The 25950-nt window shown below is 34.9% G+C and carries 21 protein-coding genes and 1 pseudogene; 6 read left to right on the top strand and 16 right to left on the bottom strand.

Annotation, left to right across the window (positions count from 1 at the left end; all coding sequences use genetic code 11):
- Nucleotides 1-93 precede the first annotated feature (93 nt).
- The 11 genes and pseudogenes from BN863_RS09660 to mnmE form a co-directional block, all read right to left on the bottom strand.
- Nucleotides 94-1155 (bottom strand): annotated as a pseudogene (locus BN863_RS09660) (integrase core domain-containing protein).
- Nucleotides 1156-1410: 255 nt separating this feature from the next.
- Entirely contained in the window at nt 1411-1563 is a 153-nt protein-coding gene (locus BN863_RS18470) for a hypothetical protein (protein WP_158408991.1), read from the bottom strand.
- Between the two features lie 572 nt (nt 1564-2135).
- Nucleotides 2136-3260 carry a Fic family protein gene (locus BN863_RS09670; protein ID WP_038529983.1) on the bottom strand — a complete coding sequence of 375 codons (1125 nt, stop codon included), beginning with the start codon at nt 3258-3260 and terminating at the stop codon, nt 2136-2138.
- A 145-nt stretch (nt 3261-3405) separates the two neighbouring features.
- The gene (locus BN863_RS09675) at nt 3406-3741 is read right to left on the bottom strand and encodes a DUF6730 family protein (protein ID WP_038529985.1); all 336 of its coding nucleotides are present in this window, start codon (nt 3739-3741) and stop codon (nt 3406-3408) included.
- Nucleotides 3738-4607 carry a relaxase/mobilization nuclease domain-containing protein gene (locus tag BN863_RS09680; RefSeq protein ID WP_038529988.1) on the bottom strand — a complete coding sequence of 290 codons (870 nt, stop codon included), beginning with the start codon at nt 4605-4607 and terminating at the stop codon, nt 3738-3740. Before BN863_RS09680 ends, BN863_RS09675 begins: the two co-directional genes overlap by 4 nt.
- The gene (mbpA, locus tag BN863_RS09685) at nt 4604-4900 is read right to left on the bottom strand and encodes a mobilization protein MbpA (RefSeq protein ID WP_038529992.1); all 297 of its coding nucleotides are present in this window, start codon (nt 4898-4900) and stop codon (nt 4604-4606) included. Before mbpA ends, BN863_RS09680 begins: the two co-directional genes overlap by 4 nt.
- An 84-nt stretch (nt 4901-4984) precedes the next feature.
- On the bottom strand, nt 4985-5860 hold the full coding sequence (locus tag BN863_RS09690; RefSeq protein ID WP_038533437.1) for a toprim domain-containing protein: 876 nt from the start codon (nt 5858-5860) through the stop codon (nt 4985-4987).
- Nucleotides 5861-6064: 204 nt separating this feature from the next.
- The gene (locus BN863_RS09695; protein WP_038529995.1) at nt 6065-7273 is read right to left on the bottom strand and encodes a primase-helicase family protein; all 1209 of its coding nucleotides are present in this window, start codon (nt 7271-7273) and stop codon (nt 6065-6067) included.
- A gap of 61 nt (nt 7274-7334) precedes the next feature.
- Entirely contained in the window at nt 7335-7622 is a 288-nt protein-coding gene (locus BN863_RS09700; protein ID WP_038529998.1) for a helix-turn-helix transcriptional regulator, read from the bottom strand.
- Between the two features lie 338 nt (nt 7623-7960).
- Entirely contained in the window at nt 7961-9094 is a 1134-nt protein-coding gene (locus tag BN863_RS09705; protein WP_038530001.1) for a site-specific integrase, read from the bottom strand.
- 150 nt (nt 9095-9244) lie between these two features.
- Nucleotides 9245-10639: a tRNA uridine-5-carboxymethylaminomethyl(34) synthesis GTPase MnmE gene (gene mnmE / locus BN863_RS09710; protein ID WP_038530004.1), complete on the bottom strand. Its 1395-nt coding sequence runs from the start codon at nt 10637-10639 to the stop codon at nt 9245-9247.
- Nucleotides 10640-10754: 115 nt separating this feature from the next.
- On the opposite strand from mnmE, the gene BN863_RS09715 reads away from it, so the two are divergent.
- A complete protein-coding gene (locus tag BN863_RS09715) occupies nt 10755-11876 on the top strand; it encodes a TlpA disulfide reductase family protein (protein ID WP_038530007.1) in 1122 nt (373 codons plus the stop codon).
- A gap of 204 nt (nt 11877-12080) precedes the next feature.
- Here BN863_RS09715 and BN863_RS09720 read toward each other — a convergent pair whose 3' ends face one another.
- The 4 genes from BN863_RS09720 to BN863_RS09735 form a co-directional block, all read right to left on the bottom strand.
- Entirely contained in the window at nt 12081-15224 is a 3144-nt protein-coding gene (locus BN863_RS09720) for an efflux RND transporter permease subunit (RefSeq protein ID WP_038530009.1), read from the bottom strand.
- Nucleotides 15225-15245: 21 nt separating this feature from the next.
- Nucleotides 15246-16436, bottom strand: coding sequence for an efflux RND transporter periplasmic adaptor subunit (locus BN863_RS09725; RefSeq protein WP_038533438.1), 1191 nt, complete (start codon nt 16434-16436; stop codon nt 15246-15248).
- 19 nt (nt 16437-16455) lie between these two features.
- A complete protein-coding gene (locus tag BN863_RS09730; RefSeq protein ID WP_051774674.1) occupies nt 16456-17850 on the bottom strand; it encodes a TolC family protein in 1395 nt (464 codons plus the stop codon).
- 285 nt (nt 17851-18135) lie between these two features.
- Nucleotides 18136-18789, bottom strand: coding sequence for a rhomboid family intramembrane serine protease (locus tag BN863_RS09735; protein ID WP_038530011.1), 654 nt, complete (start codon nt 18787-18789; stop codon nt 18136-18138).
- Nucleotides 18790-18851: 62 nt separating this feature from the next.
- Between BN863_RS09735 and BN863_RS09740 the strand changes: the two genes are divergently transcribed.
- Nucleotides 18852-19742: a lysophospholipid acyltransferase family protein gene (locus tag BN863_RS09740; protein ID WP_038530013.1), complete on the top strand. Its 891-nt coding sequence runs from the start codon at nt 18852-18854 to the stop codon at nt 19740-19742.
- A gap of 184 nt (nt 19743-19926) precedes the next feature.
- Here the strand turns inward: BN863_RS09740 and glmM are convergent, their stop codons facing one another.
- Entirely contained in the window at nt 19927-21315 is a 1389-nt protein-coding gene (gene glmM, locus BN863_RS09745) for a phosphoglucosamine mutase (protein WP_038530015.1), read from the bottom strand.
- Nucleotides 21316-21389: 74 nt separating this feature from the next.
- Here glmM and BN863_RS09750 point away from each other — a divergent pair, with 74 nt between their 5' ends.
- The 4 genes from BN863_RS09750 (at nt 21390) to BN863_RS09765 (ending at nt 25934) form a co-directional block, all read left to right on the top strand.
- The gene (locus tag BN863_RS09750) at nt 21390-21992 is read left to right on the top strand and encodes an acyl carrier protein phosphodiesterase (protein WP_038530017.1); all 603 of its coding nucleotides are present in this window, start codon (nt 21390-21392) and stop codon (nt 21990-21992) included.
- Entirely contained in the window at nt 21989-23686 is a 1698-nt protein-coding gene (gene ggt, locus BN863_RS09755) for a gamma-glutamyltransferase (protein WP_038530019.1), read from the top strand. The genes BN863_RS09750 and ggt overlap by 4 nt, the downstream gene beginning before the upstream one ends.
- Nucleotides 23687-23715: 29 nt before the next feature.
- On the top strand, nt 23716-24432 hold the full coding sequence (locus BN863_RS09760) for a hypothetical protein (protein WP_038530022.1): 717 nt from the start codon (nt 23716-23718) through the stop codon (nt 24430-24432).
- A 281-nt stretch (nt 24433-24713) separates the two neighbouring features.
- Complete coding sequence (locus BN863_RS09765; RefSeq protein WP_051774676.1) at nt 24714-25934, top strand: DUF937 domain-containing protein; 1221 nt, start codon at nt 24714-24716, stop codon at nt 25932-25934.
- Nucleotides 25935-25950 lie beyond the last annotated feature (16 nt).

Consider the following 25950-nt stretch of genomic DNA (forward strand, 5'->3'; position numbering starts at 1 on the left):
ACAAAAATTTATGCCTTATTAAATTTTTCTGTAAAGGCAAGCATTAATCAAACCAAATAATTTTGGACTACCTAATAAATTTGGTACTATTTTTTATACGACATTATACATGCTTTTAATTTTTAATTCTAATTCCTTCTCCGCTGGAGTTTTAAAGTCTAAAGCAGAGTGTATTCTAGCGTTATTATACCATTTTATATAGTTTTCAATAATTTGGTAAGCTTAAAATTATGTCTATAAATACCTTCGTATTTTATAGTCTTAAAAAAACTTTCGGCTACAGCATTATCCCAAAAATTTCCTTTACGACTCATGCTTTGAGTGGATTTACAACTTAAACTAAGTAAGTCTGGTATTTTTTGTGAAGCATAATGGCTTCCTCTATCTGAATGAATAATATGGTTTTCTGTGATTTCCCTCTTTTTTCTTGCTAAAATCCAAGCAATCTAAACAGTGTTTTCGGTGGTCATATCTTCACTTAAAACCCAAGACAGAACTTTTCTATCTGCTTAATCTAATATTGTTGTTACGGAAGTCGCTGGTAAAATCCCTGTTTAACAAGTTTTCTGCAATGGGGAAGGTGTGATTAGAATCTGTTGTGACTACCCTAAATTTTCTATTTAAAATACTTCTTAACCCCATTTGTTTCATTAAATAAGCTGTATAAGATATGCTATAAAACGCCCCTCGTCTTTCTAACATTTTCTGAACTCTTAAACTCCCGTAAATACGATTACTATCGTAATATATTTCCTTTACACTTTATCTCACAGACTCTAAAAAATTGTTGCTTAGACTTTTATCTTTATTTCTTAACCAAGTGTAATAAGCATTTTTACTTACCTTCATACAATAACACATCTTTTCAACAGGGTACTTACCTGTATGATTTTTTATAAAACCATATTTTACCTGTCGTTCTTGGAAAAGATGCTTACCCCCCCTTTTTAGAATATCTCGCTCTAATCTTATTTCTTTTAACTCCTTCTCTGAAGCCTTGATGCGAAGCCTCTCTTGAGAAGTTGTCTTATCCTGGGATGTCCCTTTTGTTTTTAAATCCTTTTTCCATCTATTTATAGAGGCTTCACTAACTCCGTATTCTTCAGACAAATACTTAACTATTTCCCCTGTATTTAACAACTTTACAATGGTTATTTTAAATTCCTAATCGTAATTCTTTTTATTCATATTACAAATTTAAGTTTATCACATAAATCTGTACAAACTAAAGTAGACATTCCAATCTTTCAGTGGATAGAAACTTGGTACAATAAGAAAAGAAGACATTCCTTTCTAGGAAACAAAAATATTAAAGAATTTGAATTAGATATGTATAACCTTGAACTAGCTGCATAGTCATTCAACTAATTGTTCAGATTTTTGTTGAAAGTCCAGTTTGTGCAATATTATTCAAATAAATTTTTGAAATTGCCAATTCTCATCGGAAAAATCATTTGCGATACTTAAAACTTCTCTACCTCCAATTATTTTAAAATCAATATCTGGGTGAAAATCTTTTAAGCTACTATCAAAGTGGATATTGAATTTATCTAATTTTGTCATCAAGTACTAGTTGATTGTATTATACCTGTTTTCATCATTGCTAAATATTCATATATTAAGAATAAACAAAGTGATATCATTGATTTAATCACTAAATATATTACTTTCTATAGAAATAAGAGTACAGTTAACCGTAAAATGGAAAGTAATATTACATACGAGGTGCTTTAAGTAATTCAAATTATAAATATGGAAGAAAATCAATCGAACATAACGTAAATGCTGTAGGTAGGAATGGAATTTGATTGCTTCCCGTTTTTCTCGGGAATTAGCGAGCAAGTGGAGTGGAAGTAGGAAGCCTTAATATTGTGTTCAAGACTTTTCAAGGAAGCGCTTTTCCCGTAATGAAGCTTTTCGCGGAATGAAGTGGGAATGGGCTGAACGGCTTATTATCTATAACTCTCTTTTAAATTTGGATCACCCCAAATCTCCCATAACTTAACTGCGCGTGGATCCGATGCTGTTTTTATAGTGTTCCGTTAGATAAACGTAAAGTAAAAACAGCATGGGGAGCTTTCGAAATTACAATTAGTATTTCATTTTAATTATAATCAAAGTAAGTATGAAGTTGGCTATTTCGGATCGTTATTAGAAGACATTCCTATCAGTTCATAATTAGTGCTTCTTCCCCCTGCAGCTTCTTTTTGTAAAATACCTTTTTCCATTAAATCATTAATATCACGAACGGCAGAATCTTTAGAACATTTCGCTATTTTAGCCCATTTGGAGGATGTTAGTTTCCCGTCAAATCCATCCATTAATCTATTTAATAGTTTTCTTTGTCTTTCATTAATTGGAGTTTTTAAATGTTTTTGCCAAAACTCTGCTTTTGCCAAGACTCGTGTCAATACAGAATCTGTAGCTTTTAAAGCGTTAATTAAACAATTTAAAAACCAGATAATCCAAGGTGTTATATCCAAATCACCTTTCTGTGTTTCTTCGAGTATCTCGTAATATTGCTTCCTTTCTAATCGTATTTGTGCAGACATACTATAAAATCGCTGGGTACTTTTATCAGATTGTGCCAAAAGCATATCTGTTAATGCTCTGGTTATTCTTCCGTTTCCATCATCAAACGGATGGATAGTCACAAACCATAGGTGTGCAATTGCTGCCTTTAGAACTAAATCAGTTTTTGAGGTATTAAACCAATCAAGGAATCGTGTCATTTCTTCATCCAACACATCAGAGTTTGGTGCTTGAAAATGAATTTTCTCTTTTCCCATAGCTCCAGATACGACTTGCATTGGCCCCGTGGTATTTTGCCTCCAGTCTGCAACGGTAATTTTATACATACCACTTCTACCTGTAGGAAATAAAGCCGCATGCCAATCAAATAGTCTATCTTTTGTTAGTGGTTCAAAACAATGTTGGGTGGCATCGAGCATCATTTCTACTACACCATCAATATGCCTATCGGATTCAATTGATCCTACGATTTCCATTCCTAACCGACGAGCAATTGAAGAACGCACTTGGCCTGGATTCAGAATTTCTCCTTCAATCTCTGAAGTTTTTATAACATCTAAAGTTAGCGTATCAAGCAAAGCCTCATTTCTTAAATCGAAACCTAACGTTTCCATTTTCCCTATAAGTCTACCTTGAAGATTTCTAGCTTCACTTAACAGACTCATAAATTCATTACTTTCCCATGAAAATTCTGGCCAATTATCTTTTTGATGTATAAATGCTTTCATTCGATGCAGTATTTGCAACGAAAATAAACTTTATTCGTCGCATATCAAAATTAACCGATGCTAATGTTGCATCAAATAATACAAGTATGCGATGCAACATTAGATTTACAGTCTTATTTAATGGATAATTCTAATCAACGTTTTTTCAAAACCCTTCTATTTTCAATACTACGATTAGTAAATAACCTATAATAAGAGCTAATGAAATAAAAAATACAGTCACAAGAATTAGTAGCCAATTTGGGATAACCCTGGCATTTTTTAGTTTTATAAAAAGCTCATTGTGTTGTTCCTTTTGTAAGGTTTGAACGTGTTCCTGTTTTTTGATAAATTCCTGTAAAATCAGTATAATTTCTGTGCTATCCGCTTTAATTCTAACGTCCTTTAAGGTCTTTGAAACCTGTTCCACACGCTGTGCTTGGTTCTTGAATTCCTGTAATTCTTCAACCAATAATTCTGATATAATTTCTAATTTTGTCATATCCCTATTCCTGTTTCAATTACCTTTTTAATCGCTTGTTTTAATACTTTCTTTGTCAGGCTCTGCAATAAATTTCCAGACAGGGCCAATTTGGCGCCCTGAATTAGAATACTATTATCTTTTTTATTAATAATTGTCATATAGTTCTGTGCATCCAGACTTTGAATAATCCGCCCTCCAGATAACGAACGATGCACCTCACTAGCCTTTAAATTATAACATTTAAACTCAAACCGGAATCCTTGTAACTGATTCGATTTATTAATATAAGGAATCACATTAACGCCCTTTTCTTGCATCAATTTCATATAAGAATCTATAGACTTAGGTTTATGCTTTAAAAGGACTTCGGAATGAAGGGTTTTGATTTCTGTTCGGATACTTTTTAACTGAAGAAGACGTTGCTGGCGAATATCTTTAACTGTTTGCATTCCGAGATCTTTTGCTACACGCTCTGCGGCAATTTGACTACGTTTTCCAATAAAACTATCGTTATAAGCCTTTCCATTTAAATCTATACGATTAACATACAAATGAATATGTTTATGCGCCTTATCATGATGCACAAAGGCAATGGCTTGCCGGTCTGCTAATTTCATATCTTCAAGAAATTTAGAGGCTATATTTCCAAGCGCTTTATTGTCTAATGTTTTTCCATCTTCAATAGTTGGACTCAAAACAAAACTAAAAGTGTTTCGTTGACAATTGTCGTTAAGTGATTGAATGGCTCTAAATTCTTTAGCTATTTCATCTGGATGTTCTCCTGTAATTAAATGAGTGTATACAGTTTCCGCTCCCTTTTCATGATCATTGCCATAACCAATGGCAGCCTTAGTACTCGATATAGCAGTAGCTTTACCTATCATGATGTTATTTTTTTTAAATGAGATTGGATTTCTCTAGCCACAACCAACACTTCTTCTTCTAATTTTGGATTCGCAACACGATACATGTTCCCAATCCTTTTAAAGTTGTTATGGTAGGTAACTAACATTTTATAGATCATAATATGTTCTTCTGTCATCCGCTGGGTTAACTCTTTTTCTAATAAGGCTCGTCTGCAAAACGCGCTCAAAGTCAATCCCGCATGTTTTGCTTTTGCGTTTAAAAACTTCTTTTCGTAAACGCTACACCTAAATTTGATTAGACTTCGTTTCATCTTGTTTTGTTCTATTTATTTTCTTTGCGACCATCGGGAGTAAAGCAAGGTTTGTGGCCACAGCCACACATCTTGCTTTACGCTCTACTTCAATTCAAGTTTTCGTTTTATAAGCCAATCATTTACGTCGCCATAACCACTATAAATAATTGATTTATCAATACAATTTGTATTACAATGTTTTTCTAAATACAGAGCTGTTGCCTTTCGTCCTGCTTGATCGCGATCTAAATAAAGTTCAACCGTATCATAGTTTTCTAAAATGGGCCAGGTCAGTTTTATGAGACTTAGGGAATTCAATACTAAAAAGTCTCTTGAAGTTTTCATTTTTGGGAATGCTGTTAGTATGGAGAGAAAATCGAACATACCTTCAGTTATCACAAGTGCTTTACTTCCAATTTGGAGATGCGTAATATCTTTGGGAGAAGTACAACTTTTAAAATAGGGATTACGTAATTCCCAGCCTCCTGAAATATTTTCAAAACCAATTGAAAATAAATGTTTTGATCCCAATTGAAAATGGGCTTCTTTACAAAACTGTTTGGCCAATGCATAAGGGATTTTCCTTTTCTTCAGATATGTAATTAGTGCTCCATGCTGAATCTCTTTTGTTTCTAAAATTTTTAATTTAGAGGACTGATTTTTATTAGTATGGATTGGTGGCCTTATTTCATAATTCACTGTTTTTAATTTGGCTAGGATAAGCAAGGCATCTGCTACAGAAATTTTTAAAATGGCACATACCAAATCAATGATGTTTCCGCCTTTACCTATGCCGTGATCATACCAACGGTTTAATTGTTTTGACACCTTTAATGACGCGTGGGTTTCTGTACGAAATGGACTAAGAAACCAGGCGTCTTGTTGTTGTTCTCGAGAAGGAAAGTGGCCAAGCATAGCTAAGGCTTCCATTATAGATAATGATCGGGCAGTTTCACAGGTTAGTTTTTTTGTTTTCATAAGGCAATATGTTTTTAGATTTTTTTTGATGAATTGATGACAACCCCTTGAATCTCTATCTATACCAAGAAATATCAAGTCATCAATAATTCATCGTTTCATCATTTTTATATTTTAATTTTTAGTTCTTGTCATCATTTTCTATTTTGATGACCGTTTGATGAGTATTTTGATGACAGCTTAACCCTTGTAAATACTAGGGTTTTACAATCCTGTCATCGTTTCATCAAAATTTTCAAGTAAAAACTCTTTTGTAATGGTAAAATAACGCCCCTTATTTTCGGTTAAAATCTCAGTACCATCCTGTAAAATCATAAATTTTTGATAGCTGTTAGAGTTCGGCTGATTGGTTAAATTCCAATCGTGTTTCAGTAGCCGCCTAAGTTGAGTCAAGTCGGTTTTTACTCGTGTTCTGTTTAAAGCACTTAACGCATCCATTGGACACAACTGAATTTCTTCTAACTCAAACTTTTCTATAATTCCGAACAGAATACTGGCCAATTCCTTTTCTACACGATTTCTATTATTTTGCACTAACCTTAAAAGAGCAGGAGTTTTTATTTGTCTAGGCGTGAACCACATGCGAGTGATATTTTGAGATTCTAGTTCTCTAGTATTTAGGAAATTTAGAAAGGCTGGTATTTCTTCAATAAGTCCTTGTAGTAAATCAATACGTTCCTTTTTTATAACAGGAATTTTTAAAACCCAGAATCGGGTTTCATTGGCATCGATCTTTATGAAATTGGTTTCATTATTACTACATAAAATGAACTTTCCAAAAAACTCAACTTCACGTTTGTCTTTACCTTTGGCTTCCAATTTATTTATATTTGTAGTACTTAAATATTTAATACGCTCTGTTAATTCTTCTTTATTGAATAGTACTTCATCTATACAAATCAATAATTTGTTTGCCCAATCGGCATTAAACTGACTGCTAAAACTATCGTTAGTTAAATAAGTTAGGTTGTTTTCAAAGATGGCTTTCATCCATTTTAGAAACGTACTTTTTCCTGTAACACGTTCTTTGGATACCAGGCATAAAATGGGTAAGATTTGAACAGGTTTTTGATATAAGAGCTGCAGATAATCTAACCCTAAGGAAAAATGATCTCCAAAGATATGTTTCAGAAAACCGAGTGTCTCATAACAATCACCAGCTTTTGGAATGTTACTTAAAGGCGAATAAGTGTTATAGAATCCTAAATATTCCGGTTTAAAATCGATGTGATTTGGAATACAAGTAAAACCATCATATTTAGAGATTTTACTTAAATAATTTTTTCCGTGATCTTGTTTTATGGTTTCCATATTCCAATGCACAAGAAATTCATTAAAATGACCAGCAATAGTGGGTGCTTTAACCATTTTGTAATAGGAAGTCCCCACACGAACATATGGTATCTTTATCATAATAAGAGGTATTTAGCTTAAAGTATTTTAAGCATGAATAATTAGTTTTATGAAGTAGAAATTACTTTAGTTTATGTTTGAGTACATACTCTAAAGCCTGTTCGTGAATTTCCTGTTTGGATTTTCGTTTATTTTGAAGTAACCACTCTACGACTTTATCCTTTTCGAAAAAAATCATCTTACCATTGGGTTTTGAGTGTGGAATTGTGCCAGAAGCCGTTAATTTATATAAATAACTTCTAGATATACCTGTATAGTCACAGGTTTCCTCGAAGGTTAACACCTCCTTATGTCCTACTAATAGTTTCTCTAAACGAGCTAATCGTTCTAATATTAAAATATTGTCCATTTTCTTAGGTTTAAGAATTAATAAAATGAACAAGAGCGCACTTGTTTTCTCTTATGAGATTATAGAAATAAAGGTATAAAACAAGCAAACAAAGGAGGTTTATTAAGACGATTAGTTCTTAACAAATTACTGATTACTAATTAATTATAACAAAAACTCGTATAAATAGGTAAATAATATTTGATAAAATTTTATTTGATATTAAATGTGGGTTTTTACCATTCAATAAAATTTATAGAAATTTGAATAAAAAAAGTTATTAACAACAAAATCAATATATTAACAGTAAAATATTAATAAAATCGACAGAATTTCTTCTAGAAATGATAAACATAAAGCTAGAACTCTACATTAAATTCAGGAATTAGGTTAGAAGCTTCTTTCATTTTTTGATCTACAATTTTGGCATAAATGGCTGTAGTCCTAATTTCTCTATGTCCCAAACGCTTAGATACTGTATAGATATCTGCTCCATTTTCTAATAGTAAAACAGCATTTGTGTGCCTCGCACTATGGAATGTAATATGCTTGGAAATTCCTGCGCGATTACACCACCTCACAATTTCATTATTATAAACTGCTGAATATTTGAGACCTACAAATACGCGATCATTAGACGAAAGACGATTACCTAACAATTGGCGTGCTTGTTTTGAGATATATAGATATTCTACGCCATCCGTTTTCTTTTGTCTAAAGTTAACACGGCTCGTATTATCCTCATCACGTACTTCAGACCAAGTCATCGCATTGATGTCTGACCATCTTAAACCGGATAAACACGAAAATAAAAAAGCCCGTTTTAAAACTTCATATTTACATTTTGTATTAACCAAATTTTGTAATTCTTGGAATGTAAGATATTCTCTCTGACTTTCTGCCTGTTCGAAAGATTTTACTTTTGTAGCATAGTTAATTGACAAATAACCTTCATCAAAAGCAGCTCTTAAAGCAGCTTTAAATTTATTGAAGTATGAATATTTTGAATTAAGGGATAACGGTAAATCACTTTTAGTGTGTGCTTTCTTGTCAAAATATTTACGAACGTTGTTCACGAAATTTTCATCAATGTCGTCGAACACAGTATTCGTCGAAACACAACGCTCCAAATGAATGAATGCAGCAGTCCAGTTACCATAGTTTTTAGGACTTTCATACCGTTCTTCCACCTTCTCTTTAAAGAAGTCTAAAAATCGTCTTTTACCTTTTGTTGTGTTTTTTAAATCAAACTTACCTTGGTAGTATTCTGCTTCCCGAATAGCCAGAATTTTTTTGGCCAATAACCGTGTCTCTTTATTCTCTTTTCTTTCAATAGCATTTTTAGGATCACTAAATAAATACAATTTTAAGTTTTCTCGGTCTCTTATGTGTTTCCTTTTTCCTTCTGGAGATATTTCCGAACCTTTATAGTATTCTATAAGTAAGCTAATTTTGCCACTCGATAATTTCCTTTCTATAAGCGATATTTTCATAATGTGGTACATTTGTACTACATATTTTATAAATGCGGTACATGTGAGGTACCAAATATAATAATAAAGGAATTATAAAGAAAATACTATTCCATATAACACGCTGATTATCAACAAAAAGAAACTAAAGTAAACCATAAGAAACGTAATTTATTTCCCGATACAAAAATTAGCAAAAATATTACCTAGTAATTCATCGTTAGTCACTTGACCAGTAATAACACCAAAATGATACAAAGCCTCACGGATATCAATCGCCATTAAATCGCTAGATAAATCGGTATCTAAGCCGTGTTGAACTTTCTGAATTTCCTCGAATGCTTTTAATAAGGCATCGTAATGTCTGGTGTTAGTTACTATGGTTTCGTTGTTTCTTAAAGCGCCTGTATTAACAAAATCTAAAAGTTTTGTTTTTAATTCTTCTACTCCTAAACCTGTTTTTGCAGATAACAAATGAAGTTCTGGAAGGACGTCTTTTAAATGCGAAATCGTTGAATCATCTAACTGGTCAACTTTATTCACAATAATCACCATAGGTTTTAAAGGATACTTATTCTTGACTTTCTCAATTTCAATTTTAAAGACATGAATTTTTGTCTCTGAATCTAATTTCGTTCCGTCTGCTAAAAACACAACGACTTGAGATTGTTCAATTTTTTCAAAGGTTTTCTTAATTCCTAAACCTTCAACAACATCTGTAGTTTCTCGAATACCAGCCGTATCTATAAAACGGAACCCGATGCCGCCTATACTCAATTCATCTTCTATGGTATCTCGTGTAGTTCCAGCAATATCACTTACTATAGCACGTTCTTCATTCAATAGAGCATTCAATAATGTCGATTTTCCAACATTGGGTTCTCCAACAATGGCGACTGGAATTCCGTTTTTAATCACGTTTCCAACCGCGAACGAATCGATTAAACGTTTCAAGACAAACGTGATTCGCGTAATAAGTTCCCTGAATTGTGTGCGATCTGCAAAGGCTACATCTTCTTCAGCAAAGTCTAACTCTAATTCTATTAACGAGGCGAAGTTTAAAAGTTCTTCACGAAGTTTTGCAATTTCAGAAGAAAATCCGCCACGCATTTGTTGCATCGCGATTTGGTGAGAAGCTTCATTATCACTCGAAATTAAATCGGCTACAGCTTCTGCCTGACTTAAATCTAATTTTCCGTTTAAAAAGGCACGTAAAGTAAATTCTCCCGCATCTGCCATACGGCATCCCTTTCTAAGAAATAACTGAATAATTTCTTGCTGAATATATTGCGAACCATGACACGATATTTCAATAACATCTTCTCCTGTATACGATTTTGGATTTTTAAAAATAGACACCAAAACCTCATCAATAACACGAGGTCCATCTAAAACATGTCCTAAATGAATGGTGTGTGTTGCTTGATTTCCTAATGTTTTTCCGCTAACAGATTTAAAAGACTCGCTTGCTAAACGTATAGCATCTTTACCAGATAAGCGTATAACAGCAATAGCACCTGCACCTGAAGGTGTCGCTAAAGCAATAATTGTATCGTTATAGTTCATACTGCAAAAGTAAACATATTCATTAAAATTATATGATTATAGTCTTATCTTAATCTTAACAGAATTTCAGTATTAATTCTGTTATATTTGTGCGAAATTATAAATAAAACTTAATATGTTTAAAAAGATTGCTCTACTAGGACTAGTAGCTTTAGCATTTTCTTGTGCTGAAGAAAAAAATGGGTTTGCTATAAATGCCTCGTTTAACGATGCCTCTAATGGTAAAGCTGTAAAATTATTAAAAGTTGAAGGTCAGAAACAAGAAGTAATCGATTCTACAACAATTACAGATGGTAAAGCTGTTTTTGAAGGATCTGTAGATTCTCCAGACATCTATTTTATTCAGATTGATCAAGTTAGAGGTGCTGTGCCTGTAATTATTGAAAATGAAACCATGACGGTTGACATTAACAGCGATAGTATTTTTAATGCTCGCGTTCAAGGAGGTAAAGAAAATAAAGTATTTAATACCTACCAAGAATATATGGTTGGGCTTCAAAAACAAAACCAAGCCTTAAGTACAGAATTTAGAACAGCACAACAAAGTCAAGATACAGCATTAGTTGCAGAAATTCAAGCACGTTATATGTCTATGGTAGACGATAACTTAGCTTACGATTTAGACTTTATGAAAAAAAATAATGATGCTGTAGTTTCAGTATTAATATTAGAACGTCATTTAGCGAATCAGAAAGTAAGTTTTGAAGAAAAACAATCTATTTACGATAATTTCACAGACGATATAAAAAACACACGTGTTGGTAAAACAATTGCTGAATCTTTAGCTGCACAAAGTGCAACGGCTGTTGGTAGTGTAGTTAAAGACTTCTCTGCTCCTAACCCTGAAGGAAAAACAATTGCTTTAAGCGATGTAAAAGGAAAAGTAACTATTATCGATTTTTGGGCAGCTTGGTGTGGACCTTGTAGAAAAGAAAATCCGAACTTAGTTAAGGTTTATAATAAATACAACGAGAAAGGTTTAGAAATTTTAGGGGTATCTTTAGATGGAACGCCTAGACAAAAAGACGCAAAAGCAGAATGGATTGCTGCAATTGAAAAAGATGGTTTAGCATGGCACCAAGTGTCTAACTTAGACTATTTTAACGACCCAATTGCTAAGCAATTTAATATTCAAGCTATTCCTGCAACATACATTCTTGATGCAGAAGGTAGAATTATTGCTTCAGGTTTAAGAGGACAAGCTTTAGAAGATAAAATTGGACAGTTATTAAACTAGATGTATAATTCCTAATCCGATTAAAAGCCTTCATGTTTATTTAAATGTGGAGGCTTTTTCTATGGGTTTAAGGATGTTATAAAATAATATTTACAGCATTTTTATTTTATAATCTAAATGTATTGTATGCCGCAGTCTCAATTCTTGGTTTAGGATTCCATACCAACGCCTAATTATCTCTCCACATTAGCTTTAATCTATGCCCTACTCTTCCATTACGTCAACCTCTTTCACCGTTTCTCCTTTTAGTATCAGCAAGCGGATATCTTCTAAAATTAAATATAAACACGGCACAATAACGAGTATAATCGCTGTGGCAAATACAATCCCAAATCCTAATGAAATGGCCATCGGAATTAAATACATCGCTTGACTTGACGATTCTAAAATGATTGGCGCTAACCCTCCAAATGTGGTCATTGTGGTTAAAATAATAGGACGAAATCGTCTCAAACCGGCCTCGTGAATGGATTCATAAATACTATCTCCTTCTTTCCGTCGCTTATTTGCATAATCTATCATAATCAAAGAATCATTTACTACAACACCGGACAAGGCAATTACCCCCATTAAACTCACCAAAGACAAATCGTAACCCAATAAAATATGACCAATAACAGCACCCACGATTCCAAACGGAATAGCTGTCATAACAATTATAGGTTGAATATAACTTTGAAACGCAATGGCTAGCAACGCATAAATAAGCAACATGGCAATCGAAAATCCTAATCGTAACGTACCGGTACTTTCCCGCATATCTGCCTGGCTCCCTTCAAAAGTCCACGTAATACCCGGGAAATCTGCTCGTAGTTGTGGTAAGGTTTCCTTCTGAATGGAGGCAATAACACGTCCAGCGGCATTGGCTGGTTCGACATCCATACCTACATTTACAACGCGTCTACCATCTCTCCTATTAATGGTACTAAAGGCTTCATGTTCTTCAATTTCGACCACATCCATTAAAGGCACCTCAACACCATCAGACGTTTGTATGAGAAATTTTTCTAGATTTTTAATATCCTTACGTTCTTCTATGGGTAATTTTACACGAATCTCAATTTCATTCATTCCACGTAATTGCCGCAACGCTAAAGCACCAAAAAAACCATTCCGAACCTGACGCCCAACTTCATCTGATGTGAGTCCTAAATTCCGACCTTGTGGCAACAATTTAAAGTCGTATTGCATTTTACCCTTATTGTAATTATCTGTAACATCTCGAGTATTTGTAAAGGCATCCATACGTTCTACAAAAGCTTTACTGGCCCGTTCTAAAACATCAATATCCGAATGACTCAAATCGACACTAATATCTTGACGTGCGCCACCTGGCCCACGTTCGGCTTCAAATGTAATTTGATCTACACCTTCGATATCACCAATATTATCGCGCCACAAAGCAATCATTTCAGCTGCAGTAATATCACGTTCATCAGGCGGTAACATCACTATTTCTACATCAATAAAATTCTGACCGCGCACGTTGGTTTTTATCCCTTCAGCAACTTCATAAAGATTATGCTCTTCGAACATACGCTGCGTCGATTCCGAAATGTTATGTGCTACTTTAGCAGCTTGGTCTGGCGTTGTTCCCACGGGCAAACGCACTCCTGCCTCAATTTCGTCGGCCGCCACTTCAGGCATCATAATCATTCCCATATGGCCACTAAGTCCGTAACCACCCACAACTAATAAAAGAGCTAGGGCTGCACTAAGCGTGATATATCTATATTTTAAACAGATATCCAAATATGGTCGGTAATGCTTATCGATAAGTTTATCGAAACCTTTTGCGAAAGACTGTTGCCAACCTTCTAGTTTTTCGACCCACTTATTTTTGTTTTTTTTCTTTTTAAGATGACCTAAATGAGACGGTAAAATAAACAGCGCTTCAAGTAAAGACACGGCTAAAATCACAATAACAACAGCTGGAAGTGGTTGCCAAAACTTCCCTGTTTCGCCTGGCATAAATAATAAAGGAACGAACGCTATAATTGTTGTTACTATACTAAATGTTACAGGCAATGACACGTCTTTTGCTCCCGCAATTGCAGCTTGTATCGGACTTAGGCCTTTCTGCCGATATTCGTACACATTTTCACCCACTACAATCGCATCATCGACCACAATTCCGAGTACAACAAGAAACCCAAACATGGAAATCATATTCACACTAACACCTATTAACGGTAATAATATCATTCCTCCTATAAACGAAACAGTCATTCCCATCATCACCCAAAAGGCTAAACGATACTCTAAGAACAGTGTCAAGATAATAAGCACAATTACTACCGCTAGCACACCGTTTTCTGTTAATAAAGTTAAGCGTTCTTTATAGTCGGCTGCGCGATTACTATCTGTTCGGTATTTTATTTCTGGAGGTAATTGAAAATCTTCCATAATCTCCATCGTGATATCGGCGATATCTAAAGGTGATTGATTTCCGATTCTAAAGATGCGAAGTTCTACATAATTCTGCTGATTGAATTGTCCGTGGAAGCCCGTTTCTTCAAAACCGTCGGTAATTGTAGCGATATCATTTAACGTCACTTTCCCACCATCTTCCGATGATATTATGGTAATATTTCCATATTCTTTAGCCCATTGCTTACGCTCTTGCATACGAAGTAAAATCTCCCCACTCTGCGTTTGAATTGCTCCAGCAGGCACATCGTTACTACTTTGTTGAATAATTGCTGCAACTTGCCCTAGCGTCAAATTATATTTCTGAAGTGTTTGTCTTGGGATCTCAATGCGCGTTTCGTATTCCGGCACATTTCCTAATTCGACTTGAGTGATTTCAGAATTACTTAATAATCTAGTCCGCAACCGTTCTGCAACTTCTCTTAATGTCCAAATATCGGCATCGCCATAAAGTCCAATTTGAAGCACATCGCGTTGCCGTGATTGTAATCTCACTTCGGGCCGTTCAATATCGTCTGGAAACGTTCGAATACGATTAATCGCTTGGTCAATATCCTGGAAGACCTGCATACGCTCTGATCCAGCCACCAATTCAATACTTATTTCTGCTGAACCTTCACTGGCTTCAGACACAATTTCTTTAATACCTTGCACGCCTCTTACGGCTTCTTCTACCGGTTGCAATACACCTTGCTCGACTTCGGCAGGTGAGGCTCCCGGATAAGCTACAGAAACCTCTACAAAATCAAGTTGAAATTCAGGAAACACTTCTTTTTGAATGTTGTACATGGTAAACAAACCACCAACAAGAAGGAGCAACATTAATAAATTAGTCGCAATAGAATTCCGAGCCATATATGCTATGGCACCTTCTTTTCGTCTCACCTTTCCTTTATGTATATCGTCCTGCTCTTCCATTGTTTTATAATCGCATTTGGATTACTGTCCTTCCTTTGCTGTTCGTAATGCTATACCTTCGCTTACAGTACTTAGGTCCGTAATTACCACATGTTCATTATCTTTTAATCCGTCGCTTATATAAGCGTGTGTATCATCTGTTAACACAATTTCAACCTTTCGTATTTCTAATTTATCGGCTTTCATCACCCAAACCGTTTCGTTACTTCTTACATAATCTCGACTCAGTTTCACTACATTTTCTATGGGGTCGGCTTGTATACTTACCTCTACAAAGGTGCCTATCATGAGTTTGGGTTGTCCTTTTAATTCTGATGTTGTTGCCAGAGGATCCCTAACTTTTACCAAAACCCGTGCTAATCGTGTTTGCCCATCAAGCGCTCCAATTTGTTTATCTAAATAGCCTTCTCGGAAAGCGCCCTTACTCCAGGCTGATGAATTTTCAATGCGAACTAGAGCTCCTTGCTCGTCTGCTTCATTTGGAAAACTCAGCCATTTTAACTTGCCTACAGGCACTGTGGCCATAATCCAATAAAAATCTGTCCCTACCAAGCGTCCTAAATCATCGCCTTGTGTCACTAATGATCCTTGGGTTACATTCTGACTTAAAATATGAGCGTCGAAAGGCGCCCGAATTGTCGTACGGTCTAGATTTAATCGGGCTTGATTTACAGAAGATTCAGCAGCCGAAATATTTGCTTTAACCGCATTAAGCTGTGGCTGCCTAAGCACTAATTGACGCTCTTCTTCCGACAGAGGATTGTCTCCAAAAAGAGAATCTCCGGCAATAAGTTCTAAGTCCTGTTCTGCTATTTGTTGGCGTCCCATTTCTGTATGTAGCGTGGTCTGAATTTGCATAAGTTCACTCTGGCGTAATGCTAACGTATTTCTATAATCTGAAGGATCGATTTGCAACAGCACCTGATTCTTTTTCACAAATCCTCCCGGAGTAAAAGCGGCGGCTCTACGAACAACTTGACCGGAAACTAGCGGACTTAAATTAATATCTTCTACAGCCTGAACAGTTCCTGTAGCCACAATTGTAGGCTTGAATGTTCCTTTTTTTACAGGGACAACGTCTACCAAAATAGCAGTCTCAATACTTGCACCTTCTTGTTTAGCCTCGGGCTCGGTAGAAAAGATAAGTACAGTAATGAGTATACCAAGCCCAAGAATGGCCAGGCAAATCCAAAGTATTTTTTTAGTATTCATAATGTTCTGTTCTTTTATATCAATCTTCAAGTGTTCGTCCTGTATCGAAACTTCCTGCTAAAGCTCTATACAATCTAATCCGCATGAGAATTTGACGTAATTGTGCATCTACATAATCACGGCGCAATTGCTGTTCTTGGTTTAAACCGATTAGCACATCTAAATACGGGCTAAATCCATTTAAAAATTCAATTCGTAATTGCTTGTTGCTTTTTTGGGATAGTTCTAACTGACGGTTAATATTTTCCGTACGTTTCTTTTGCATTACCTCTTGAACAAGGCCGTCTTCAACTTCCTGAAACGCGACCAATGTTGTTTGTCCATATTCAAATAAACGTTGTTGTTTGATGGCTTCTGCTCGTTCGACTTCTGCTTGTAATTGTCCGCCATAAAAAATCGGAGCCAATATATTTCCTGCTAGAGAATAGGCCCAGTTTTCGAAAAGATTAGCGAAATTATTAGAGCGTAGTTGTCCGTCTATGTTTATAGAAATTCTCGGATATTTATTCCGAACAGCAGCAGCCATATCCCGGTCCGCTGAAAGTAAAACAGCATAAGATTGTTGTAAATCTGGTCTGCGACGAACCAGCTCTAAAGACAATCCTGTTGCCGGAAGTTCTGGTAAATTAGGAAAAAAGTGTTCTGAAAACACTAAGGATTCTTGTGGTTGTCTCCCCAAGAGTACAGCTAAGCGATTTTCTAAAATTTGTAAATTCGTACTGTAAATTATATGTTGTTCTTTAGTACTCTCTAATAATTGCGCTTGCCTAAGAATATCTACCGAACGTATTTGTCCGCCAACTAAACGAGATCGCATCAGTTTAATAATGTCTTGATTCGTCTGAATTTGGTCGTCGGTAATTTGTAATTGTTTTTTAGCAGCAAGTAACTCGTACCATGTTGTTGCTATTTCGGCAGATAAGGAAATGGCTGCCGCTCGGTAATCGTACAAGTTGGCTTCTGCCCTAAATTTTTCCGCTTGAACGGCCGTTCGTAGTCGGCCCCATAAGTCTATTTCGTAAGATGCAGATAATCCTATTTGTGTATTTTCACCTCCAGTAAAATCATTAAGCGGAAAATTTTCCGCAGTTTGAGCACCAGCATCAATTTGAGGCCATAGATTTGAAGTTTCTATGGAAACTGTTGCTTGCGCAGCTAAGAATTGTTGCCAAGTTGCAGCCAAATCGAAATTACGCTGCATGGCACTATCTATTAACGTATTGAGTTGCTCGTCTTCGAAGGCCATCCACCATTTATCTTCTAAAACCCGTTCTCCGGTAGTCGAAAATTCTTTAACATCTTCAATGGGAAGTGGTATCTCTGAAAATTTGGGAGAACAACTAAAAAACAATAAAAATATACCACATAAAACATATGGATAGTTCTGATTGTAATTTACAGTTTTAAAGCGCATTTACCTTATAGCGGATTCATAATACATTATTAATCAAACTCTAAGATAGAAAAAATTAATAAAATGTAAACGAACAGCATCGATAGCGTTAATAATTAAAGCTATTAAGCTAGAAATGAGAAATGAGAAATGAGAAATGAGAAATGAGAAATGAGAAAGTTAAAAATCAGCACGAATTGCCACCAATTTTAAACTAAAATTTAAATATAATCTGAGCGTAATCCTACTTCTTATATCTTGGCATATTCTCTAAATACTAAGTACTATGTGCTCAAAATTAACGTCTCAATTAAGCTTCCCCGTCTTATGCAGTACAAAAAGAGCAATAATTGGAATCATTAATAATCCAATCATTAACAAATCAGTTTTAAACAAGATTGGCGATAATACTAAAGTCGTTACAAAACCACCAATAGCTCCTCCAAAGTGGGCATCGTGACCAATATTACCAACCCTATTTTTCATCCCGTAAATGGAATACAATAAGTATCCGATACCAAAGACATATGCAGGAATTGGAATGGGAATAAAAAACATATACAAACTCATATTTGGTTGTAATAAAATAGCAGAATATAAAATTCCTGTTACTGCCCCACTCGCTCCTACAGCACTGTATTGATATTCATTTTTATGAAAGTATAGCGATAATAAACTACCTAGAATTAAACTCACTAGATATACAACTATAAATCCGAAATTGCCTAAATACGCTACCACTACATCAGAGAAAAAATAAAGCGTAAACATATTAAAAAATAAATGAGACGTATCTACATGTAAAAAACCAGAACTAAACATTCTAATTTTTTCACCACGATTTATAGCTCCTACATTAAATTTATATTTCTCAAAAAAACCAAAATCATTAAACCCTTTCAACGAAATAATAACGTTGGCTGCAATAATTACAATAGTCACTAAACTTAAATTACCCATAAACTATAATCTTATCATTCAAATATACTATATATTTGTTACAGCAAAACTAAAACTAAATAATGCAATTTCTCGCTTATATTCTTATTTATCCATTTATTTGGCTAATATCTATACTTCCATTTAGGCTGTTGTATGCTTTCTCAGATTTTTTGTATGTGCTTTTATATTATATAATTGGCTATAGAAAAAAAACAGTTAAAGAAAACTTAGATTTAGTTTTTCCTGATAAATCTGAAGCTGAAAAAAAACGCATTACAAAAGCATTTTATCATCATTTATGTGATATGACTGTTGAAGCCATGAAATCGTTAACCATTTCTGATGCTGAAATGAAAAAACGCTTCCAATTTCAGAGCTTAGATGTTATTCAAGATTTGATAGACAAAGACAGAAGCATCGCTTTAATGTGTGCCCATTACGGAAGTTGGGAATGGATTTTCGTGTTGCAATCCTATTTCAATGTTAAAGGTTATGCGGTTTATAAAAAACTACGAAATCCTTATTTTGACAAATTAGTTAAAAAAATACGAGCCAAATACGACAGTTACCTTATTACAACCAAAGAAACCGTTCCTACGCTAATGCGCGCTAAGGTTAACGGTGATTTAAATATCTGCGGATTTGTATCGGACCAATCCCCTAAAATACAAAGCGCTCATTACTGGACCGAATTTATGGGTATAAAAGTTCCTGTGTATACGGGTGCCGAAATGCTATCTAAACGCATAGATATGTCTGTAGTATTTTTTAAAACAAAACGCATAAAGCGCGGATATTACGAAACGACTTTTGAACTTATAGCCGAAAATGCTAAAGAATACGATAATTACGATATTACAGACACCTTCCTAAGAAAGGTTGAAGCACAAATTTATGAAGCTCCGCAATATTATTTATGGACACACAAGCGTTGGAAGCATCGGGATAAGGTACCAGCGGAATTTCAGTAAAAAAGTTATCTAAAAAATTGAATTTTCGTCAACCTGAACTTGTTTCAGGTTCACATCGTTATTGCTTATCAATCGGAACGAGATGCTGAAAAACGTCCTGTATGACGTCCATATTAAATAAAAAAAAGACCTCACAAAGTTCTATAACTTGTGAGGTCTTTAATTTATCTGTTATTCTAAAAAATTACAAACCTGCAATTTCTGATATTTCAGCAATAAAACGATCTGCTAAAGCATCGGCTTCTGTTTGACTTCCTGCTTCCGTATAAATACGAATTATTGGCTCTGTGTTACTCTTACGTAAATGCACCCAATTGGTAGGGAAATCGATTTTCACACCATCTATAGTCGTAATTTGCTCAGAAGCATATTTTTCTTCCATTGCTTTTAAAATCCCATCAACATCTAATTGAGGCGTTAATGCAATTTTCTTTTTACTCATATAATATTGTGGGTAGGATGCTTTTAAAGCACTAACCGACATTTTTTTCTCTGCTAATAAACTCAAAAATAGAGCTACACCAACAAAAGCATCACGTCCGTAATGTAACGCTGGATAAATAATACCACCGTTACCTTCACCACCAATTACAACGTTGTTCTTTTTCATTAAGGTAACCACATTGACTTCTCCAACTGCACTAGCTTCGTAAGTTCCGCCATGTTTTTCTGTAACATCTCTTAAAGCACGTGTAGAACTCATATTACTTACCGTGTTTCCTGGATTCTTACTCAACACATAATCGGCACAGGCCACAAGCGTATATTCTTCTCCAAACATCTCACCATTTTCGTCCATAAACGCCAAACGATCTACATCTGGGTCGACTACAATTCCGAAATCAGCACGCTCTTTTACAACAGCCTCAGATAAATCTGTTAAATGTTCTTTTAAAGGCTCTGGATTATGAGGAAAATGTCCGTTTGGCTCACAGAATAATTTTATAGGCTCTACACCTAAACGTTCTAGAAGTAAAGGAATCGCAATTCCTCCGGTAGAATTTACACCATCAACAACCACTTTAAATTTAGCATCTTTTATGGCATCTAAGTTTACTAATGGTAAATCTAAAACTTCATCGATATGGATATCGATATACGCATCATTTATAGAAATTTCCCCAAGATTATCAACATCAGCAAATTCTACAGTATCATCTTCAGCGTATTCTAAAATTTTTGCGCCTTCTTCAGCATTTAAAAATTCACCTTTTGCATCTAATAATTTTAAAGCATTCCATTGTTTTGGATTATGGCTTGCTGTTAAAATAATTCCACCATCGGCATGTTCTAACGGCACAGCAACCTCTACAGTTGGTGTAGTAGACAGACCTAAATCTATCACATGAATCCCCATCCCTATTAAGGTATTCATTACTAAACTCTGTATCATTTCTCCCGAAATTCGGGCATCACGACCAACAACCACGCGATAATCTTCTTTGTTACGTTGTTTTTTTATCCAAGTTCCATAAGCTGCTGCAAATTTAACGGCATCAATTGGAGTTAAATTATCTCCTATAGCACCACCAATGGTACCTCGTATTCCTGAAATTGATTTAATTAGTGTCATAAAATAATTTAAGTTTCAACAAATATAATATTTCAATATGGTAATCTTATATTTTGAATTTGTAAATTCCCCAAATGAATTATTTAGCCCACATTTATCTTTCAGAATCCAAAGAAAAGGTCACCATTGGAAATTTTATTGCTGATGGAAATGGGATTACCGGAAAATCTTATAAAAAATTCCCTAAAGCCATTCAAGTTGGCATTTTACTTCACCGCCAAATCGATACATTTACAGATGCTCATCCTATTGTAAAGCAAAGCACTAAACGATTACATAAAAATTACGGCCATTATTCGGGGATTATAGTTGATATTTTTTACGACCACTTTTTAGCTAAAAACTGGAGTAAATATTCAGAAATCTCTTTAGAAGATGAAGCCCAATGGTTTTATACCCTTTTACAAAACAATTTCGATACGTTACCCGAACGTACGCAATACCTTCTCCCTTATATGGTAAAGGCAAACTGGCTGGTAAGTTATTCGAATATTAAAGGCATTGAGGATGTACTTGTCGGGATGGACAAACGTACCAAAAATCTGTCTCACATGCATTTAGCAACTAAAGAATTACGCATGTATTACGATGAATTTGAAGCCGAATTCACAACATTTTTTGAAGAACTCCGTACCTTTTCTCATCATAAATTAAATTCCCTTTTAGATACCATATGAAGTCTATTTACTATACGCTCTTACTATTACTTATTCTAACATCATGTAAAGAATCAAAATCTAGCTCAACACCAAAAGTAACAGGTGTTATTGCCGAAAAAGCTATGGTGGTATCGGCAAGAAAGGAAGCCTCGTTAATTGGAACATCTATATTAAAACAAGGCGGAAATGTTTTCGATGCCATGATGGCAACCGAACTTGCACTGGCAGTAGCATATCCCTATGCTGGAAATTTAGGTGGTGGCGGATTTATGGTTTACCGATTAAACAACGGAGATATTGGAGCCTTAGATTATCGCGAGAAAGCACCAATGGCTGCCACAAAAACCATGTATCTGGACTCAGTTGGCAATGTCATTCCAAACAAAAGTACACTTGGAAGTCTAGCCATTGGAGTTCCAGGAACCGTTGCTGGTGTGTTCACAGCGCATGAAAAATTTGGAACGTTACCTGTATCTACAATTTTAGAACCGGTAATAGCCTTAGCGAAACGCGGAGTAATTGTTACCGAAAAGCAAGCCATTCATATTCAATCAAAACGTTCTTTATTCCAAGAAGCCAATAAAGACACTATTATTTTTGATGCCGATTGGAAAGCAAACGACACTATAAAGTATCCTAAGTTAGCAACTACTTTAGAAAAAATTATGACCACTGGAAAAGATGGCTTTTACAAAGGGGATATTGCAAAAACTCTAGCCCATTTTATCCAAGATAATGGCGGTATTATCACTGAAGACGATTTAGCAAATTACGAAGCCAAATGGCGAACTCCTGTGGTTTTTAACTACGACGATTTAAAAATCATATCCATGTCTCCACCATCTAGTGGCGGGATTTGTTTGGGTCAGATTATGACAATGATAGAACCTTACAATTTAAAAAGATATGGTCATAACAGCACAAAAGCCATTCAGATTATTACCGAGGCAGAACGTCGTGCTTATGCCGATAGAAGCTACTATTTAGGTGACCCAGATTTTGTTGCCATTCCAACCGAAACCCTGTTAAGTGATACGTATCTAAAAGATAGGATGTCTAATGTATCCTTCGATCAAGCCACAGCATCATCGTCTTTAACACATGGTAATGTAGAACTTGTAGAAAGCGATGAAACCACCCACTACTCTATTGTCGATCAATTTGGAAATGCGATTTCAGTCACCACCACTTTAAATGGTGCTTATGGCTCTAAATTGTATTGCTCTGAATTGGGATTCTTTTTAAATAATGAAATGGACGATTTTAGCAGTAAACCAGGCGAACCCAATATGTTCGGTTTAATTGGTGCTGAAGCAAATAGCATTGCACCACAAAAACGCATGTTAAGTTCAATGACACCGACTATCGTAGAAAAAGATGGCGATTTATACATGTCTGTTGGTACTCCTGGTGGCTCAACCATAATAACCTGTGTACTTCAAACCATATTAAATGTACATGAATACGATATGGGCATGCAAGAAGCTGTAAATGCACCACGTTTTCATCATCAATGGTTGCCCGATGAAATTTTAATGGAACCAAATAAATTTAACCGAAATACCATTTTAGAACTGGAAGCCAAAGGCTACCCGATTAATGAAAAAGATGCGCCTATTATTGGACGTGTTGATGGTATTTTAAAATTGAAAAACGGAACTTTAGAAGCTGGTGCAGATTATCGTGGAGACGATACCGCAATTGGATTTTAAAACCGTAATTTTGTCATAAAATCATAGTTATGTCTCCTAAGAAAATTCTTAAAATCGTTGCTGGAATTATTGTATTCTTCACGCTTCCCACTCTATTATTTTTCGGGTATATCTATTTTAAATACAACGAAGACTTACCACAAGGTACACCTACGGAAGCAGCAGATACTGTAGCTAATAAAATGCTCGAAGCTTTAGATTATGAAGCATATAAAAACACCAATTATATTGAATGGACCTTTAACAAACGTCATCATTTTAAATGGAAAAAAAATGAAAACTTTTGTGAAGTGTATTGGAAAGACATTAAAGTTGACTTAAACATAAATGCACCGCATTCAAGTATGGTTACAATAAGTAACGATACATTACAAACAGCTGATGCAAAGGAGTATATTGACAAGGCTGTTGAATATTTTAACAACGATTCTTTTTGGCTAATTGCCCCGTACAAAGTTTTCGATGCAGGCACAACACGTAGTTTAATTCCGTTGGAGAATAACCAACAAGGCCTTTTAATTTCGTATGCCTCTGGAGGAAGTACACCTGGAGATTCGTATATGTGGCTATTAGATAACGATTATAAACCTACGGCATTTAAAATGTGGGTTTCAATTTTACCTATAGAAGGTTTAGAAGCAACATGGAGTAACTGGAAGACTACTGAGACAGGGGCTCAACTTCCTGAATTTCATAAATTATTATTCCTCGGGTTAGAAATTACAGATATTAAAACTGCAATCTAGATGTCTAAACTATTGTTTTCAATTTAAAGATTACATAACTAACAATTACTGTTTTTTAAATTTCAGCATTATCTATATTGGTATTAAAAGCTCAAACCCTATTAAAGCTATAGTTTTAGCCTATATAATTATGATTTAAGAAATACCGAATATGTATAAAAAGTATTATTTCTGTAATTTGCAATGCTATTCTTACATCATTTTTATGTAAAATCTAATAATATTTAATTTTCATTGAATTATTTTGTTAAATTTGAGTAAACAATTTAATCAATAAAACCATGGAAACCAATCTATTAAAATCATTAAGTAATTATGTTACTCCCGAATTAATTTCTCAAGCCTCTAGTGCTTTAGGAGAGTCTGAAACCGGAATCTCTAGTGCTATGTCGAGTGCAATACCAACATTATTGTCTGGCTTATTAACCAATGCCAACGACACCAATGTAATAGACGGCATTATAGGATTAGCCAATAGCAAAGATTTTGATGCCTCTAGTGTGCTTTCAAGTTTACCATCCTTACTTAGCGATTCTGGAAACAAATCTGCCATCGCAGCAGGTTCTGGTATGCTAAACATGTTATTTGGAAATAAACAATCTGGGTTATTTGACCTATTAGGTAGTACATCTGGTGTTAAAAAATCTTCTGTTTCTAGATTAATGATGATGGCTGCACCAATGATTTTAGGATATATTCGTAAATCTGGATTTAGTGCGGGAAGTTTAGTTAAAACTTTATTTTCTCAGAAAGACGACATTTTAAAAGCTGCGCCTACTGGATTACAAGCTTTACTTGGTCACGGTACCAAGTTAAAACCTGAAGTGAAAGAAAAAATTAAAGACATTAAAAGACCTGTTACTCCAACACCTCCGCCTGCAAAGCAAAAAAACAAATGGATTTTACCATTTTTAATTGCTGTTGCCGCTTTATTAATATTTTACTTACTTAGAAATTGCGAAGGAGAACCAGAAACTCCTGTGGTACGTAACAATGTTCCTGTTGTTGTAGAAGAAACTAAAGTGGATGTTATAGAACCAAAAGTGGATTTAGTAGATGTTACACTTCCAAATGGAACAACTTTAAACGCAACGGCTAACGGATTAGAAAGTCAGTTAACAACGTGGTTAGCAAACACAGATAATGTTTTAGATAAAAACACGTGGTTCGATTTCGATAATTTATTATTCGCTACAGCATCTGCAAATTTGTTACCAGAATCTGAAAATCAATTATCTAACCTTGTAGAAATTTTAAAAGCATACCCAAATGTTGCTATTAAAATTGGCGGATATACAGACAATACTGGAGACCCTGCTGCTAACTTAAAATTATCTGAAGATCGCGCTAAAAGTGTGGTAGCAGAAATGGTAGCTAAAGGAATTGATTCAGGTCGTTTATCAGCAGAAGGCTACGGACAACAACACCCTGTTGCCACTAATGAAACAGAAGAAGGACGTGCACAAAATAGAAGAATAGCTATGCGTGTAACAAGTAAATAATCACTTTTTTAAATAT

The organism is Formosa agariphila KMM 3901 (genome assembly GCF_000723205.1).
Lineage (GTDB): Bacteria > Bacteroidota > Bacteroidia > Flavobacteriales > Flavobacteriaceae > Formosa > Formosa agariphila.